The sequence below is a fragment of the Bacillus sp. DE0042 genome, from assembly GCF_007680225.1.
GTDB classification, from domain to species: Bacteria; Bacillota; Bacilli; order Bacillales; family Bacillaceae_G; genus Bacillus_A; species Bacillus_A wiedmannii.
In genome coordinates this window covers 196,829-214,032 of the sequence record NZ_VEJP01000002.1, presented here as the reverse complement: position 1 = coordinate 214,032, position 17,204 = coordinate 196,829, and the positions used below count along the sequence as shown (strand labels likewise).

The 17,204-nt window shown below is 36.0% G+C and carries 14 protein-coding genes; 12 read left to right on the top strand and 2 right to left on the bottom strand.

All coding sequences use genetic code 11. From position 1 onward, the window contains the following. Positions 1-58: 58 nt before the first annotated feature. Genes FS802_RS11430 through lsrB form a run of 4 tightly spaced genes read left to right on the top strand, consistent with a single transcriptional unit; the run spans position 59 to position 4,516 of the window. Positions 59-1,540 (top strand): sugar ABC transporter ATP-binding protein, encoded by a 1,482-nt coding sequence (locus FS802_RS11430; protein WP_098654994.1) that lies wholly within the window; start codon positions 59-61, stop codon positions 1,538-1,540. Next, positions 1,537-2,490 (top strand): ABC transporter permease subunit, encoded by a 954-nt coding sequence (locus tag FS802_RS11425; protein ID WP_000827674.1) that lies wholly within the window; start codon positions 1,537-1,539, stop codon positions 2,488-2,490. Before FS802_RS11430 ends, FS802_RS11425 begins: the two co-directional genes overlap by 4 nt. After that, positions 2,487-3,476, top strand: a complete 990-nt coding sequence (locus tag FS802_RS11420) for an ABC transporter permease (protein ID WP_000876511.1) — start codon at positions 2,487-2,489, stop codon at positions 3,474-3,476. The genes FS802_RS11425 and FS802_RS11420 overlap by 4 nt, the downstream gene beginning before the upstream one ends. Then, a complete protein-coding gene (gene lsrB, locus FS802_RS11415) occupies positions 3,473-4,516 on the top strand; it encodes an autoinducer 2 ABC transporter substrate-binding protein LsrB (protein ID WP_000823626.1) in 1,044 nt (347 codons plus the stop codon). The genes FS802_RS11420 and lsrB overlap by 4 nt, the downstream gene beginning before the upstream one ends. Positions 4,517-4,561: 45 nt before the next feature. On the opposite strand, the gene FS802_RS11410 is transcribed toward lsrB, so the two are convergent. Further along, the gene (locus FS802_RS11410) at positions 4,562-6,064 is read right to left on the bottom strand and encodes a malate:quinone oxidoreductase (RefSeq protein WP_000069157.1); all 1,503 of its coding nucleotides are present in this window, start codon (positions 6,062-6,064) and stop codon (positions 4,562-4,564) included. A 381-nt stretch (positions 6,065-6,445) separates the two neighbouring features. On the opposite strand from FS802_RS11410, the gene FS802_RS11405 reads away from it, so the two are divergent. The 5 genes from FS802_RS11405 to FS802_RS11385 all read left to right on the top strand — a co-directional run bounded on the left by FS802_RS11405 (position 6,446) and on the right by FS802_RS11385 (position 13,831). Continuing rightward, positions 6,446-7,492 carry a DUF2332 domain-containing protein gene (locus FS802_RS11405; RefSeq protein ID WP_098355291.1) on the top strand — a complete coding sequence of 349 codons (1,047 nt, stop codon included), beginning with the start codon at positions 6,446-6,448 and terminating at the stop codon, positions 7,490-7,492. Between the two features lie 360 nt (positions 7,493-7,852). Continuing rightward, positions 7,853-9,592, top strand: a complete 1,740-nt coding sequence (locus tag FS802_RS11400) for a sigma 54-interacting transcriptional regulator (protein WP_098355290.1) — start codon at positions 7,853-7,855, stop codon at positions 9,590-9,592. 240 nt (positions 9,593-9,832) lie between these two features. Next, complete coding sequence (locus FS802_RS11395) at positions 9,833-11,437, top strand: ATP-dependent acyl-CoA ligase (RefSeq protein WP_098849843.1); 1,605 nt, start codon at positions 9,833-9,835, stop codon at positions 11,435-11,437. 44 nt (positions 11,438-11,481) lie between these two features. Next, complete coding sequence (locus tag FS802_RS11390) at positions 11,482-12,273, top strand: enoyl-CoA hydratase (protein ID WP_098355288.1); 792 nt, start codon at positions 11,482-11,484, stop codon at positions 12,271-12,273. Positions 12,274-12,394: 121 nt separating this feature from the next. After that, positions 12,395-13,831 carry a GntP family permease gene (locus FS802_RS11385; protein WP_098355287.1) on the top strand — a complete coding sequence of 479 codons (1,437 nt, stop codon included), beginning with the start codon at positions 12,395-12,397 and terminating at the stop codon, positions 13,829-13,831. Positions 13,832-13,935: 104 nt separating this feature from the next. Here the strand turns inward: FS802_RS11385 and FS802_RS11380 are convergent, their stop codons facing one another. Next, complete coding sequence (locus FS802_RS11380; RefSeq protein ID WP_098355286.1) at positions 13,936-14,421, bottom strand: GNAT family N-acetyltransferase; 486 nt, start codon at positions 14,419-14,421, stop codon at positions 13,936-13,938. A gap of 180 nt (positions 14,422-14,601) precedes the next feature. Between FS802_RS11380 and FS802_RS11375 the strand changes: the two genes are divergently transcribed. The 3 genes from FS802_RS11375 to FS802_RS31500 form a co-directional block, all read left to right on the top strand. Continuing rightward, positions 14,602-15,093, top strand: coding sequence for a nitroreductase (locus FS802_RS11375; protein ID WP_141530058.1), 492 nt, complete (start codon positions 14,602-14,604; stop codon positions 15,091-15,093). A gap of 156 nt (positions 15,094-15,249) precedes the next feature. After that, positions 15,250-16,011: a glycosyltransferase gene (locus tag FS802_RS11370; RefSeq protein WP_098355284.1), complete on the top strand. Its 762-nt coding sequence runs from the start codon at positions 15,250-15,252 to the stop codon at positions 16,009-16,011. A gap of 242 nt (positions 16,012-16,253) precedes the next feature. Continuing rightward, on the top strand, positions 16,254-17,204 hold a 951-nt coding region (locus tag FS802_RS31500), incomplete at its 3' end, for an SH3 domain-containing protein (RefSeq protein ID WP_260989066.1).

Here is a 17,204-nt window from a genome sequence, read left to right as displayed (position 1 = left end):
AGTAGAACAAATAATCATTTTCTCAAAAAATGTTCTGGATAAAGGCAGGTGACATCATGTGAAGAACGTACCTTTATTACATGTAAAGAAAATGAGTAAGGCGTTTTTAAATCAACTTGTGCTAAAAGAAGTGGACTTACAAGTAGAGCGTGGTGATATATACGCTTTAGTTGGGGGAAATGGTGCTGGAAAATCAACATTAATGAAAATATTAACGGGGTTATATTCGTATGATTGTGGAGAAATGTATGTAAAAGGAATGAGGAAACAGTTTGCAAATCCGAAAGAAGCCCACCGAGAAGGGATTTACTTAATACCACAAGAACCACTCATTTTTCCGCATATGACCATTGAAGAAAATATATGTATCGGACTAAAAGGAAAGAAAAAGGAATTAAAAGTAAAAATCAAGCAATTGATTGACAGTTTAGGATGGGGGATTGACCTTAAAGAACTGGGAGGATCACTATCCATTGCGCAGCAACAATTAGTAGAAATCGTTAGAGGGTTAATAAGAGAAGCCGAGATTCTTATTTTAGATGAGCCAACATCGACATTAACAACTCACGAAATGAAGAGTCTTTTTGTGCTGATGAAAAGTTTGCAAGAAAAAGGAATTGGGATGATATATATTACGCATCGCTTTCCAGAAATTTTTGAAATTGCAAATAAAGTGGCGATATTACGAGATGGAATGATTGTAAGCAAAGGGGATGTATGTGACTTTACATATGACATGTTGATGGAGGGATTATTGCCAAAAGGGTATAAACAAGAAGAGAAAAGAGAAATAGTGCGAGAGTCAAAAGAAACGAAAAAAATATTAGAAGTAACTGATGTAACGAGTCACGCATTCGAAAACATTTCATTCACTGTACATACTGGTGAGATTGTAGGTATTGCTGGCATTGTTGGATCAGGCAGAACTGAATTAGCAGAAGCGATATTTGGATTGAAACCTATAAAATCAGGTTCTATTTTATTAGAAGGAAAATCAATTGATTCATACTCTTTGCATAAAAGACTAAGCGAAGGACTAGTTTATGTGCCAGAGGATAGAGTAAGAAATGGTATTTTTTCAATTGCATCGGTTAAAGAAAATATGACTGCAGCAAGTTTACATCAAAATAGTCGTTTTTTCATTAACCAAGAAAAAGAAAGCGCTTTAGTGAAGTCGTATATAGAACAGTTTCGAATTGTTGCACGAAGCATGGATGAAGTACTAGCATCTTTATCAGGAGGTAATCAGCAAAAAGTCGTGCTTGCAAAATATCTTGCGTGTAATCCGAAAATTATTATTCTTGATGAACCGACTCGCGGAATTGATGCGAAAGCAAGGCTTGAAGTATATGAAACGATAGAAAAAATGAAAAGGGAAGGACTCGCAATATTATTAATCTCTTCAGATATTGAAGAAATTGTTCAATTAGTAAACCGTGTATATGTAATGCGAAATGGACAATTTGTTTCTCATCTGGAGAAAGAACAAATACATGTAGAAGAAGTTACACGTCTAGCATACGGAGGTGTAACGGAATGAAACGTATGTATAAAATGCACGAAACCTCTATCATACTGTTATTACTAATTTACATTGCCATTGTCGGAATGATAAATCCAAGTTTCGTTCAGCTTAACTCGTTATCTTTAATGATGAAATCAAGCGTTATTTTAGTCGTGCTAGCAATTGGCCAATCGTTCGTCTTATTTACGAAAAATATAGACGTATCAGTTGGTTCAATTATGGGATTAAGCGCAGCGGTTTGCGGGATGTTGTTATCGGATGGATATAATGCATTCTTGTCTATTACAGCTGCTATTTTACTTGGCGCTATTATCGGGTTCGCAAACGGGATTGGCGTTGCAAAGTTTCGGGTACCAGCTATTATCATGACATTAGGTATGTTAGGGGTCATTAGAGGTGCGATGTTAATTTTCACAGGCGGAAAGTGGATTGAAGATATACCAAACGATTTTAAGCAACTGTCATCTATCGTCATACTTGGTTTGCCGATAATTGTATGGCTTGTTCTTATTATTTTACTACTACTATACTTCTTTTTAAGGAAAGTGCCATTCGGAAGATACTTTTATGCGGTAGGTGATAATGAAGATGGCGCGAGACTCATTGGTATACCTGTTAATAAAGTAAAGATATATGCGTTTATTATATCGGGTATAAGCGCTGCGCTCGCTGGTTGCATATTTGTTTTGAATATCGGGTTCGTTCCAAATCAAACAGGAACCGGGATAGAACTACAGGTTATCGCAGCTGCGGTACTAGGGGGAATTCATTTAAAAGGAGGAACGGGTTCTATAGTTGGAGCTGCATTAGGAGCAGTATTTTTAGAGGCGATTAGTAGTTCACTTGTCTTTTTAAAAATACCTGCGTTTTGGAATAATGCTATTTCAGGGTTTTTATTATTAGTAATCGTTATGTTAGATAGTGTTATGAAAAAGTGGAAGGCGGAAAGGAGGATGAATCTATGAAGTATTTGTATAGATGGGAAGGCGTTCTAATTGTATTACTTCTTATAGAATTCATTCTCTTTAGTTTTATAAGTAGTGATTTCTTAAATATTAGTAATCTCCTTTTTAGTACAAATGATTTTCTATTTATAGCAATCGCGGCGATACCAATGACTTTCGTTATTGTAACAGGAGGAATAGACGTTTCTGTAGGATCTATTATGGGGTTAACTTCGATTATAATTGGTGTACTTTGGATGAATGGAATACCTATTTTGCTAGCGGTCATATTAGCTCTTATAATCAGCTGTTTAGCAGGAGCTTTAAACGGAATCATTATAAAAATGACAGACGTAGAGCCACTTGTCGTTACACTCGGAACGATGTTTTTATACGGCGGAATTGCACTCGTCATTTCAGGAGGGGCAGGTGCTTCTGGATATGAAGGGATAAGTGGTTTACCTGACGCATTTGTACAACTTGCAAACGGTAGTTTTATAGGAATACCGAATTTATTATGGATTCTGATCGTATTAACAGTTTTATGTACTATATTATTTCACCGTACTATATATGGGCGCCACGTAAAATTAACAGGTTCGAACGAAAATACAGCAAAATACACTGGGATCAAAACGAAAAAAGTAGTCATTATCGCTTACATACTTTCCGGGTTAGGAGGTGGATTAGGGGGCGCTTTCTTAACTGCATATTTCGGTTCCGCACGTGCTGATATGGGAAGTGAAACGATTTTACCAATCATTACTGCAGTCGTATTAGGCGGGACACTTATTACAGGGGGAAAAGGAAGCATTATCGGTACTGTACTGGCGAGTATTTTTATAGGGCTAATGCAGTATGGCTTGCAAATGACGGGTTTAACAAATGAACAATCTAACGTAGTTATTGGTATTATTCTTATTCTTTCAGTTATTATGAGACATTTCAAATTACATCAATTTACAATGGGGAAAAGAAAGAACTTGCATAAGGGGGAAATGTCATGAAGAGAAAACTGGGGATTCTATTAATAGTATGCATTTGTATAATCGGTTTAATTGCTTGCTCTAGTCAAACGGCAGATAAGAAGAAGGCAGATGATGTGAAATTTGCATTCATTCCGAAATTAACTGGAGTTGGCTTTTTTACATCGGGCGGTGAAGGAGCAAAAGAGATGGGAGATAAACTAGGCGTACAAGTGAAATATGATGGACCGTCTGAAGCAAGCGTATCAGGCCAAGTGAAATATATAAACAATTTTATTAACCAAAACTATGATGCACTTATGGTCTCTTCTACTTCAGTAGATGGACTATCACAATCATTGCAACGTGCTAAGAAAAAAGGGATGACGGTGTTAACGTGGGACTCTGATGTGAATCCGAAAGACCGTTCATTTTATATAAGCCAAGGTACACCAGACCAACTTGCTAACTTATTAATTGAAATGACTTCAAAGCAAATTGGAGATAAAGGAAAAGTAGCCTTCTTTTATTCTAGCCCAACAGTAACGGATCAAAATCAGTGGGTAACGAAAGCGAAAGAAATTATTAAAAAGAAATATCCGAACTGGGAAATTGTAACGACGCAGTACGGTGAAAATAATGCGCAAAAATCTTTATCCGTAGGGGAGAATATATTAAAAACATATCCGGATATTAATGCAGTCATATGTCCAGATGCAACGGCACTACCAGCGATGGCACAAGCAGCTGAAAACTTAAAAATGGATAAAAAGGTAGTCGTAACAGGGTTTTCGACACCTAACGTTATGCGTGATTACGTAAAACAAGGAACAGTAGCGCAATTTGGATTATGGGATGTAAAACAACAAGGTGCACTCGCAACTTATGTAGCAAATGAAATCGTTGTAAAAGGGAAGAAGTTAAAAGTAGGGGATAGCTTTGAAGTAAAAGGAATTGGAAAAGTGAAAGTAGAGCCAAATTCTATCCAAGGTTATGATTATGAAGCAGAAGGAAATGGAATTATCGTATTACCAGAGCGGGTTGTATTTACGAAAGAGAATATTGATAAATATAATTTTTAGGAACAAAAAAACGTCCGAATATATCGGACGTTTTTTATTCCTTCATTAATTATGAACTGTTTCTTTTTCATTTAATCCAAGCGTACGACCAGTAGAAGTGTGAAGATCTTGGAACAATCTTGGATTTTCAGTTAGTGAAATGCCGTAAGAAGGGATCATTTCTTTTATTTTTCCTTCCCATTCTACCATGCGGCTTGGGAAACATTTTTCTAATACTTCAAGCATGACGTGAACAGCAGTAGAAGCACCTGGTGATGCACCTAGTAATGCAGCGATTGATCCATCAGCCGCACTAACAACTTCGGTACCGAATTGAAGTGTACCTTTACCGCCAGCATCAGTGTCTTTAATTACTTGCACACGTTGCCCAGCAACTACAATATCCCAATCTTCACTTTTCGCGTTCGGAATGAATTCGCGTAATTCTTCCATACGTTTTTCATGTGATAACATAACTTGCTGAATTAAGTATTTTGTTAGTCCCATTTCTTTTACACCAGCAGCTAACATCGTTAAGACGTTATTTGGTTTTACAGAACCAATTAAGTCAAGATTTGAGCCAGTCTTTAAGAATTTAGGTGAGAATCCTGCGAACGGTCCAAATAGTAAAGCTTTTTTATTGTCTATATATCTCGTATCAAGGTGAGGTACAGACATTGGCGGAGCGCCAACTTTAGCTTTACCGTAAACTTTCGCATGATGTTGCTCTACAACTTTTTGGTTTTTACATACCATAAATAGTCCGCTTACTGGGAATCCACCGATATGTTTTGATTCAGGAATGCCAGTCTTTTGTAGTAGAGGTAGACTACCGCCACCGCCACCGATAAAGACGAATTTTGCAGTATGATGCTCAATTTTACCACTATTCATATCGTGTACTTTCACTTCCCACAAACCATTCTTCGTACGTTTAATATTTTCGACACTATGTTTGTAGTTTAGCTCGACATTTTTCGTTTGTAAGTAATCAAACAACATACGAGTTAATGCACCGAAGTTAACGTCTGTTCCAGAGTCAATCTTCGTTGCAGCCATTGGTTCGTTAGGTGTACGTCCTTCCATAATGAGTGGAAGCCATTTTTTTAATGTTTCAGGAGCATCGGAAAATTCCATTCCTTGAAACAGTGGATTTTTTGAAAGCGCTTCAAAACGGTTTTTTAGAAACTCAACATTTTTTTCGCCTTGTACTAAACTCATATGAGGTAGAGGCATAATAAAATCTTGTGGATTACGAATTAATTTGCTTTTTACAAGATATGCCCAAAATTGTCTTGAAAGCTGGAATTGCTCATTCACTTTTACAGCCTTACTAATATCTATAGATCCGTCAGATTTTTCGGAAGTATAGTTCAGTTCGCATAGCGCAGAATGCCCTGTACCTGCATTATTCCATTCATTAGAGCTTTCTTCCCCGGCACTTGCGAGTTTTTCAAAAACTTTAATTTCCCATTCAGGTGCTAATTCTTTTAGTAATGAGCCTAACGTTGCACTCATAATTCCTGCACCAATTAAGATAACGTCTGTTTTTTGCTGCATGTTGCTCATGATAATCTCTCCATCCCCTATATTGGCAAAAAAGAGTAGGTGTTTTTTTATATCTAAGCCGTAAATTGAAAACACCGCCTAGGCCCCACCTAGGTGTATACCTTTTTTGTCTCAATTATATAACCATCTCATACTCTATTATAATAATTAATAGACTAAAATATCTAGTGTTATCTGATAATTTTAAACTATTTAACGTTTTATTCGCCAAAAATCTTATTTAACAAGCTCTTTTAAGGTGATAAATAGAAAAAAATTACAGTTTGAAATTATCTCGAAAAAGCTTACGTATCGTAGAATGGATAGAAAGGATACCTTTTTATGGAATTTTACCCCTGTTAATAGTATGATTATTCTGTAAAATGAAAAGGAGGGATACCAATGCGTACACAAGAACAAATCGCAAACTTATTTCGAAATTTTTCAATAAAGGAATGTAAAGGGTCAAGTGACTTATATGAATACTTATCAATAAAAATTGCTGAAGATGAGGAAGTACTTACACTATCTTCCTACGCTCAAGTAGGCCAACCAGTCCCAAACTTATTATTAGGCGCCGTACATTATTTATTACTAGCAGGGAAAGAACATCATTTAAAAACGTATTATAGTAGTTTAGTTGAAAATACGAATACAAATTTAGATCAAGCTTTTGATCAATTTAAAGATTTCTGTAAAACGTTCCGAGAAGAAATCATTACTTTGTTACAAACAAAACTTGTTCAAACGAATGAAGTAAGGCGATGTGCGTACTTATACCCAAGTTTCTGTTACATATTTAATAAAGTGAAAAAGCCATTAGCGTTAATTGAAATTGGGACAAGTTCTGGGTTACAACTGTTCTGGGACCAATATAGCTATTCGTACGGAACAGATGAAACATACGGAAATATAAAATCAAATGTACATTTAATTTCTGAAATAAGAGGAGAGAATGTGCCTCATTTTCTAAAAGAAAGTCCATCTGTCGCAGAAAGAATAGGACTAGATTTACATGTAAATGATTTACATAGTGATGAAAATTATTTATGGCTACGTGCACTCATTTGGCCAGAACATAAAGAAAGACTTGAAATGTTTGACCAAGCAGCATCTTTAGTGAAAAATGAATCTGTTCAATTAATAGAAGGAGACGGTGTGGAGCTATTGCCATCTATTATTGAACAAATAAGTGAAAATGCTGTAATCTGTATTTTCCATACACACGTCGCAAATCAAATACCTGAACAAGTAAAACATAAATTAGAAAAACAAGTGAAAGAAATCGGTGCAAAACGTGATGTATTCCACCTGTATAACAACATGTGGGACCGGGACCTTCATATTGATTATTATATTAACGGAAACGAATATCGTGAAACGGTTGCGGAAACAGAAGGGCATGGGAGATGGTTTAGTTGGAAAATTGGAGACCGAACTTTATGCTAAAGGAAACCTAACAATTACGGGTTTCGTCACCAATATTCGTAATAAAAACAGTTGACAGAAGGTAATCCGTCAACTGTTTTTTATTTTTATTAAACTTGCTTTATGTATCCAATGTAAGTGTTAAACATGTCCTTGCTGCATGTTGCAAATAGCCCATGAAATAATCTTCTCTCAAAAGAAGCTAAAGAAAGTAGATTATAAAACTCTTGCTAGTGCCAAAAAAAGAAGCCACTGGTTAATGGGCTATATTACTAGTTTAATAATTTATAACTTCAAACGGAAAAACCAAGGGAAAGTAAATATTTAAAATGAATATATAATACATGCGAGAACGAGCACAATTGGATAGGGGGCTTTCAAATGCATATGAACGAACGAATGAATTTGCAGGTAACTAGTCAGGCTCTTCAGGTAATGAATAACGGAATTGCTGTTATAAGTCATGATGGAATCATCACATATAGCAACAAACTATTCTGTAGCATGTTACATAAAAAAGAGAATGAAATAATAGGTAAGCATTTATCAAAGATTATTCCTGATCGTAAGAAGTTAGTAGTGAATCAAAGTGATAGTTTGTACAGGTATGAATGTAGGAGTGGCAACCAAATTTTAATTGTGAATGAATCCCGTGTATATCAGAATGAGACAGAATACGGATCAATTGCCATACTGGAAAGCAAGGGGAAAAGTATACAGTCTTTGGAAAGCATCATAAGTCGATATGAAAGTGCCTTACATTTACTGTCTGAGTGTATTCTAGGTGTAAATGAACATGGAATTGTCAATTTTTTAAGTGGTTCTTATGCACAATTTTTAGGGATTGATGATCCAAAGGAAGCGATTGGTAAGCATTGTACGGAGGTTGTTGAGAATACGAGGATGCATATTATCGTAAAGACGGGACAGATGGAAATTGGGCATATTCAGCGTATAAGTAATCGGAATATAATCGCAACGCGCATACCTATCATTAAGGAAGGCAAGATTATTGGAGCAATTGGTAAAATTATGTTTCATGATATACAGCAGTTTAAAGCTTTGGGAGATCAAATTAGTGAAATGGAATCAAAGTTATCTTACTATCAAACTGAATTACAGCGGCTGCAAGAAGGGCGACTTTCCTTTCAAAGCATTATAGGAGAGAGTGTAAAAATGAAAGAAGTCAAAATGATGGCTTTAAAGGTTTCTAAAAGTCGGTCTACCGTTTTGATAAGAGGAGAGAGTGGGACAGGAAAAGAGCTCTTTGCACATGCGGTACATCGTGCAAGTCCGCGTGCTAGTGGCACATTTATTCGTTTGAATTGTGCTGCGATTCCGAGGGATCTTTTGGAGGCTGAATTGTTTGGATACGAAGAAGGGGCTTTTACAGGAGCAAAAAAAGGCGGTAAGCCTGGGAAGATTGAGTTAGCTCATAAGGGAACATTGTTTTTAGATGAAATTGGTGATATGTCATTGGACATGCAGGTGAAGTTGCTTCGTGTATTGCAAGAGAAAGAGATTGAAAGAATTGGAGGTACAAAAATTCAAAAAATTGATGTCCGCTTCATTGCGGCTACACATCGAAATCTCCGTGAAATGGTGCAAAGTGGGGAGTTCAGGGAGGATTTATATTATAGGCTGAATGTGTTTGAAATTGATATCCCTCCGTTGCGAGAGAGAAAAGAAGATATGATACATATAACGGAATTTTTAATTAAGAAATTGAATGGTGAGCTAGGTAGTAACGTTATTTCATTGGATGAGAGAGTAAGAGATTTATTTATGGAGCATGATTGGCCAGGGAATATTAGGGAGCTAGAGAATGTATTAGAACGAGCGATGAATGTTATAGAAGGAATGATTATTCAAGTGCATCATCTTCCTGTCTATTTACGAAAAAAAGATTTGGAAGAAGAGTTAATCCATGAAATATTTACGATGGGCCATGAGAACCATGAGATGAGTTATTTACTGAAGGCGGAAGTGGAATCCGCTGAAAAACGTGCGATTACGAGAGCTTTGGAAAAAACAGTTGGAAATGTAAAAGAGGCAGCCGAGCTTTTAGGAATTCATCGGGCCAGCTTATATCGAAAAATAGAGAAATACGAAATATCGTGAAGGAAAGTAAAGGGCAAATAGGCCCTTTTTTTGTTTGTAGTAATAAACACTGTCTCTTTTTTGCGACATTTTCTTATAGATGCGACATGGTTGCTAATGTTTGTAGCGCAAATGCGACATGTGAGGTTAGAAAAGTAAGGGAGATTACGAAGGAATAAGGGAATAGGTAATGAGTCGATTTTTGGCATGTTTCTTGCTATATAAATAAAAAAGATTTTAGTAGGAAGGGGATGGAATTAAATGCTGGAAAATCATAGCTTACCGCATTTTATTATGCAAAGTATCGAAAAAACACCAAGTAAAGTGTATTTACAATTTGAAGAACAAAGGGTTACATATGAGGAACTTTATCATCGAATTACAAGAGCTATAGCGGGGTTTTGTGAGCTCGGTATTAAAAAAGGAGACAAAGTTTGTATTATGCTTCATAACACTCCTGAATATCTGGATGTATGGTTTGCTTTATCTTTTATGGGAGCAATTGCGGTGCCTCTGAATGTGCATTTAAAAGGAGAAGGCTTGCAGTATATTGTATCTCACTCTGATTGTAAGTTAATTATCATGGATAAGGAATTTGTTCCTCAAATTGCCTCTTGTTTGTCATTGATACATAGGGACATTCAAATTGTTGCTTACGGAAAAAATGAAAGCGCGGTCATTACGGGCGATGGTAAAGAGCGGTTAGTAATCGAATTGAAAGATGTACTAAATACAAATAATTATCACCTTCCAACTGAATTTGTTTCCTCCACTTCTATTAACAGTATCCTCTATACCTCTGGGACGACTGGTTTACCTAAAGGGGTTATGTTAAGTCATTCTGCTTATGTAAATTCTGCGCAGTCATTTGCCAACTATATGGTTGGCGCAAGTTCAAACGATGTCTTATTTACAGCGCTTCCGTTATTTCATATAAATGCCCAGGCCCATACAGTACTTGGATCCATTTCTTCCAATGCAACGATTGCTCTAGGTAAGCGGTTTAGTGCTTCTAGATTTTGGTATGAAATTCGCAGTCATGGCGCAACCATTTTTAATTCTTTAGGATCTATGATTCCTATTCTCTGTAAGCAGCCGGAAAAGGAAGATGATAATGAAAATTTAGTAAGGGTGACAGCTTGTGCTGCTACGCCTAAGGAATTTTGGAAGCCGTTTGAGGAGAGGTTTGGCGTTCGGATTGTAGAAGGTTACGGATTAACGGAAACGACGGGTTTTTGTGCAACGAATCCATTGTATGCCAATAAGCCACCTTCTATAGGAAAACCATATTCTTACGTAGAGACGAAGATTGTTAATGAGGATGGAAATGAAGCGCGGACTGGTGAAATTGGAGAGATTTTTATTCGTTCCTTACAGGGACAAGCATTCATGGAAGGCTATTATAAAATGTTTGATAAAACAGAGGAGGCAATGAAGGAGGGATGGTTCCATACAGGAGATCGAGGTTATCTAGATGAGGAGGGTTACTTATATTTTTGTGATCGAATTAAACAGTGTATACGAAGACGTGGTGAAAATATCTCCTCTTGGGAAATCGAAAAAGTTGTGAATAATCACCCGAAAGTACTTGAATCGGCGGCCATTGGTGTCCCATCAGAAGTGGGAGAGGAGGATGTTAAATTATATGTGATTGTAAAGAAAGATGAAACGATGTCCCATGAAGAGATTATAGATTGGTGTCAAGAACGTATGGCTTATTTTATGGTACCTCGATATGTTCAGTTCAGTGAAACTTTCCCAAAAACAGCGACGGAACGGATTCAAAAGTTCAAGCTGAAGGAGGAAGGGATCGGTAGCGCTTGGGATCGCGAACAGGCCGGTTATGTAATTAAAAGAACGAGTTGATGTGCTAATTTTACTTTATTACATATTGGAAAGAAGGGATTGAATTGGAAAATAAGCGGGTTGTTACATGGTCCAAAGAAAATGGAATCGCAACGATTATCATTGATAATCCTCCTGTGAATGTACTGAGCGGTGCTGTGATAGATCAACTGACGGTAGTGGTCGGTGAAATAGAACAGGATGATGAAGTCATTGTTTTACTTCTAACTGGAGCTGGAGAAAAGGCCTTCGTTGCAGGAGGAGACATTAAGTCGTTTCCGGAATGGATTGGGAAAGGGAGTGAATATGCAGAGGGAAAATCAATGTGGCTTCAGAATCCGTTAAATAAAATAGAAAGATTGCCCAAGCCTGTAATTGCTGCTATTAACGGATTAGCGCTTGGGGGCGGGTGTGAATTAGCTTTATCATGTGATTTACGGATTATAGAAGAACACGCCCAAATCGGGCTTCCAGAAGTGAAGTTAGGTTTGTTTCCAGGTGCAGGAGGAACGCAGCGCTTACCACGATTAATTGGAACTGCAAGTGCGAAAGAAATGATGTTTACTGGTGAACCACTCACTGCCGAAGTAGCTTGGCGAGTTGGTTTGGTGAATCATGTTGTTCCGCGTGGCGAATCGCTGAATAAGGCAAAGGAACTAGCTGTGAAGATGGCTCGGTTTTCTCTTCCTGCTTTATCCTTGATGAAGCAATCTATCAATAAGGGATTATCTGCTTCTCTTGAGGAAGGATTAAAAATAGAAGCTGAGAATTTCGGACATGTGTTTCAAACAAGTGATGTAAGAGAGGGAGTGGAGGCCTTTATAGAAAAGAGGGCACCAATCTTTCATCATAAATAAAAAGCTATAACTATAATATGCAAAAAAGTAATGCCTGCCTCCGGCAGGCATTACCAAAATATATACAAACAGAAAAGGATACAAAGTTAAAAAATCCATATTATTGAGGGGGATTGGGGTTATGGATTTATTGATTGTATTGTTATCGCTTGGCCTGCTTATTTTTGTTGCTTACCGAGGATTCTCAGTCATTTTATTCGCTCCGTTATGTGCGTTGCTCGCTGTGTTTTTAACAGAACCGGCAAATGTTTTACCATTCTTTTCTAATGTTTTTATGGCGAAGATGGTCGGATTTATAAAATTATATTTTCCTGTCTTTTTGCTTGGAGCGATATTTGGTAAAGTGGTAGAAATCACTGGAATAGCAGAAAAAATCGCGAAAATTATTATCCGCTTTATAGGCGTGAAAAGAGCAATTCTTTCCATCGTATTAATGGGAGCGATTCTTACATACAGCGGTGTCAGTTTATTTGTCGCAGTATTTGCGATTTATCCATTTGCGGCGCAATTATTTCGTGAGGCGGATATTCCGAAACGTCTCATTCCTGCAACAATCGCATTCAGCGCATTTACGTTTTCGATGGATTCACTTCCTGGATCGCCTCAAATTCAAAATGTTATTCCAACTACGTTCTTTAAAACAGATATTTATGCCGCTCCTACATTAGGAATTATCGGAGCACTATTTATCTTTATATGTGGCATGTTGTATTTGGAAAGATGTAGGAAGAAGGCTGCTGCTAAGGGCGAAGGGTACTTCGGAAAAGGCGATGCTACTTCTGAGATGGCTGCTACAACTAGCGAGCAATTGGTGCAAAATCCGATTGCTTCCAGCGATGTAATTCCAGCTAGTTACTGGATAGCATTTCTTCCGCTTGTACTGGTTGGAGTGATGAATAAAGTCTTTACAGAATTCATTCCTGTTTGGTATACAAAGGGATTTGATTTTGCATCCATAGGTTTGAAGGAGTACGGAACAATTGATATGGGACAAGTTGTGGGGATTTGGTCAGTGGAAATGGCACTTCTTATCGGAATATTATCTGCTATATTATTAAACTTCCAAGCGGTAAAAGATCATTTTCAATCAATTACAAGCGTTGGTGTGAGTGGTTCAATCTTAGCAGCTATGAACACTGCAGCCGAGTATGGATTTGGTGCCGTTATAGCAGCTTTACCTGGATTTGTCATGATTCAAAACTATTTAACGGGGACTTTCTCAAATCCATTAATTAGCGGAGCGGTCATGACGAATATATTATGCGGGCTGACGGGATCAGGCTCGGGTGGAATGAGTATTACATTAGGTTTAATGGCTGAAAAATATATTGAAGCGGCAGCGAACTTTGATATTCCGTTAGATGTGCTGCATCGTGTAATTGCAATGGCGGCAGGAGGTATGGATACTTTACCTCATAACGGAGCAGTTATAACTTTACTTGCGGTTACAGGATTAACGCACCGGGAAGCTTATAAAGAGATATTTGGTATTACGATAATTAAGACACTTGCCGTATTCTTCGTTGTTGGAGTGTATATGATGTTTTCTATTGTATAATAGGTAACTTGATCGTCAGTTAAAAAGAATGTATCTATCAATTAATTATGAATAATAGTAATCAGAAAAAGGCAATACTACTAGTAGTATTGCCTTTTATTTAGTTAAATATATGTACTCAAAATCTCCCTAGGCAATCCATCAATCTCACAAACTTTTTCAGAGGTAAAACTGACGTTTATTAAAATTTTGCGAGAGGGGATATTATTTGGATCAATAATTGCTTTTAGTACCTTTATATCTGTCTGCTTCGCTATATTCATTAGTTCCTTTGCAATCCTGCTACCATATCTTTTTCCCCAATGCTCTGGTAAAATTATATATCCAATTTCAGCTTCTTTAACATTATCCTCGTTTACCGTAACATGTCCAAGACCGATATATTCATTTGTAATAGAATCATATACTTTATAAGAGCCGAATAGTTGATGGTTTTCATTGCACTTTAACAGCTTTGTAAAGTCATTTTTTGCTTCATCTAACGGAATAGCCCGTTCGGTAATTTGCGCCATTACTTCTTCATTTGAAACGAGCTGGAAATATAAATTGAAATCTGTTCGTTCAAATTTATTAAAATATAGTTTCTTCATAATAACTCCTCCAAACTAATTTTTAATGTTCTTCAGAAAAGTTTAATGACACGTAAATCATAATTTCAATTATAAAAGATTATTAAAGGTAATTATTAATTTTTGGTTAGTAACGTACATACAATGTGTAATTAAGTGCGTGCACTATGGAGTGAATGCAGAAAAGGGTGAATGAAGCATATGAATCCATTTGAGCAAATGATGTATGTTGGTGTCATTATGTCTATTGTACTATCCGTAATGATTTTAGGATCTTTATATTATAATCCCCGTCTTTCGTTAACTGAATATCCGAAAGATATTCAAAAGGTAGTTTTTCCAAAATCGATTTATGAAAAGAAGCAAACAATCTACTTTAATATTGCATATAATGCTATTCTTTTCGGTACGCCTGTCGTTTCTACATATATACTACATAAACATGAAAAATTATTATATGTTGATGCCTATTTACATACTTTTGGTATTTTAATGATTTTCAATTTAGTAGATTTGTTTATAATTGATTGGCTAATCTTTTGCTGGATTACCCCGAGATTTGTTGTTATTCCTAGTACAGAAGGGATGAAGGGATATAAAGATTACAAGTTCCATTTAAGAGGGGCTATAGTAGGGACTCAATTTTTGGCAATTGTAAGTTTGTTTTTGGCAGGAATCGCGACAACTATGTAGTATAAAAAGTATTGTTTAATTTTGTTTGGATAGAAGAATTCTAGGTGACTTTAATCAAACTATTAATAGCATATTTTTATTTTTTTATAATACAAACTCATAAATATTAATATATGTTATATAGAGTGAAAATTCATTTTATAAAAGGGGTGTGTTATGAAAGAAACGAATGAATCTTCAGGAAACAATTTAGAGAAAGATATAAAGTTCTCTATTATAATCCCTGCGCATAATGAAGAAAAGTATATTGAAAAATGTTTAGATTCAATTTTAAAGACAGCGGAAGCATATAAAGATCAAACTGAAGTCATAGTTGTTTTAAATCGTTGTACAGATAAAACAGAGGAAATTGCAAAGTTGTATAACTGTATTACATTAAAAAATGACGATAAAAATTTATCTAAAATCCGAAATGCAGGAGCCGAAATAGCTAACGGAGAAATAATCATTACTATAGATGCTGATACCCAAATGACAGAGTCTTTCTTGTCTAACGTAGACAAATATTTAGCTTCAGGTAAATATATTGGCGGCGGGGTAACTGGTAAGTTTGAAAGAATATCTTTAGGAATATTTGTTTCCGCATTGTTAATAATAATTCCTTTGTTTTTTAAGTATGGGGCTATATCTGTCGGGATTTTTTGGTGCTATAGAAAAGACTTTATGGCGATTAATGGATTTAATGAAAATATGCTTATGGCAGAAGATGCAGATTTTGCAAAACGGTTAAAAGAATGGGGGAAACAAAAAAATAAGAAATTCGGTACAATAAAAAATGGAATGATAACTTCGTGCAGAAGATTTGATACATATGGGGATTGGACTTTAGTTAAAAATCCAAAAATAATCTTAGCATATCTAAAAGGAAATGATAAAAAATATGCAGATAAAACATATTATGATAATCAAGAAAGATAACTGTAGAAATTCTTAAACAAATAGCCTTTCGCTCACCTCATTTTATATATGATGAGGTGATTTTTATTTATAGAACGAAAATGTATAAATTTGATATTTTTGAAGAAAAAGGATATTTTGAACAACAATATATTAAGTATTATTAATATATTGTTACAAAAGTTTTGATATTCTGTGAAAATACCTGATTTTATGGAAGTATTTGATATAATAGAAGTCAAAAAAACGTTATGGAGGCTAATATGAAAAAAATAATTGGCGCAGCAACAGCAACAGTTTTTGGGATGGGGGCTTTTACCACAGTTGCTACTGCAGAAACAATCGTAACAGCAGATGTACTCAATGTACGTGAAAAACCGACTACGGAATCAAAAGTTGTCGAAAAAGTAAAGGAGGGACAAGAGTTAAAAGTAATAAATACCGAAGATGGATGGTCAAAAATTGATTTAAACGGTAAAGAAGTGTTTGTTAGCTCGGAGTTTACAAAAGATGTGTATCATGTAACAGCGAATTTGTTAAATGTCCGTTCTGATGCAAATACAGAATCAGAAATTCTTGGCAGACTGAAAAAAGATGATGTTATTGAATCAACGCATCAAGTAAAAGATGGATGGCTGCAATTTGAGTATAAAGGAAAAACAGCCTATGCGAATGTTTCTTTCTTATCAAGTAAAGCACCAGTTGAAAAAAAAGCTGAAGAGAAAACGAAGCAAGTAGTAAAAGTACAAAAAACGGTTAAGGCTAAGGAAGAAGCTAAAACACAAAAAGTAGCAAAAGCTAAAGAAGAAGCGAAAGTACAAGAAGTAGTAAAGCCTAAGGAAGAAGTGAAAGTACAAGAAGTAGTAAAGCCTAAAGAAGAAGCGAAAGTACAAGAAGTAGTAAAGCCTAAGGAAGAAGCGAAAGTACAAGAAGTAGTAAAGCCTAAGGAAGAAGCGAAAGTACAAGAAGTAGTAAAGCCTAAAGAAGAAACGAAAGTACAAGAAGTAGTAAAGCCTAAGGAAGAAGTGAAAGCACAAGAAGTAGTAAAGCCTAAAGAAGAAGCGAAAGTACAAGAAGTAGTAAAGCTTAAGGAAGAAGCGAAAGTACAAGAAGTAGTAAAGCCTAAGGAAGAAGTGAAAGCCCAAGAAATAGCGAAGGCAAAAGAAGAAGCAAAAGCCCAAGAAATAGCGAAGGCAAAAGAAGAAGCAAAAGCC

Coding starts and splice junctions, on each gene's coding strand:
- lsrB (WP_000823626.1), top strand. CDS start 3,473: ATGAAGAGAAAACTGGGGATTCTATTAATAGTATGCATTTGTATAATC.
- FS802_RS11410 (WP_000069157.1), bottom strand. CDS start 6,064: ATGAGCAACATGCAGCAAAAAACAGACGTTATCTTAATTGGTGCAGGA.
- FS802_RS11385 (WP_098355287.1), top strand. CDS start 12,395: ATGGATTTATTGATTGTATTGTTATCGCTTGGCCTGCTTATTTTTGTT.
- FS802_RS11405 (WP_098355291.1), top strand. CDS start 6,446: ATGCGTACACAAGAACAAATCGCAAACTTATTTCGAAATTTTTCAATA.
- FS802_RS11395 (WP_098849843.1), top strand. CDS start 9,833: ATGCTGGAAAATCATAGCTTACCGCATTTTATTATGCAAAGTATCGAA.
- FS802_RS11380 (WP_098355286.1), bottom strand. CDS start 14,421: ATGAAGAAACTATATTTTAATAAATTTGAACGAACAGATTTCAATTTA.
- FS802_RS11375 (WP_141530058.1), top strand. CDS start 14,602: ATGAATCCATTTGAGCAAATGATGTATGTTGGTGTCATTATGTCTATT.
- FS802_RS11425 (WP_000827674.1), top strand. CDS start 1,537: ATGAAACGTATGTATAAAATGCACGAAACCTCTATCATACTGTTATTA.
- FS802_RS11400 (WP_098355290.1), top strand. CDS start 7,853: ATGCATATGAACGAACGAATGAATTTGCAGGTAACTAGTCAGGCTCTT.
- FS802_RS11420 (WP_000876511.1), top strand. CDS start 2,487: ATGAAGTATTTGTATAGATGGGAAGGCGTTCTAATTGTATTACTTCTT.
- FS802_RS11370 (WP_098355284.1), top strand. CDS start 15,250: ATGAAAGAAACGAATGAATCTTCAGGAAACAATTTAGAGAAAGATATA.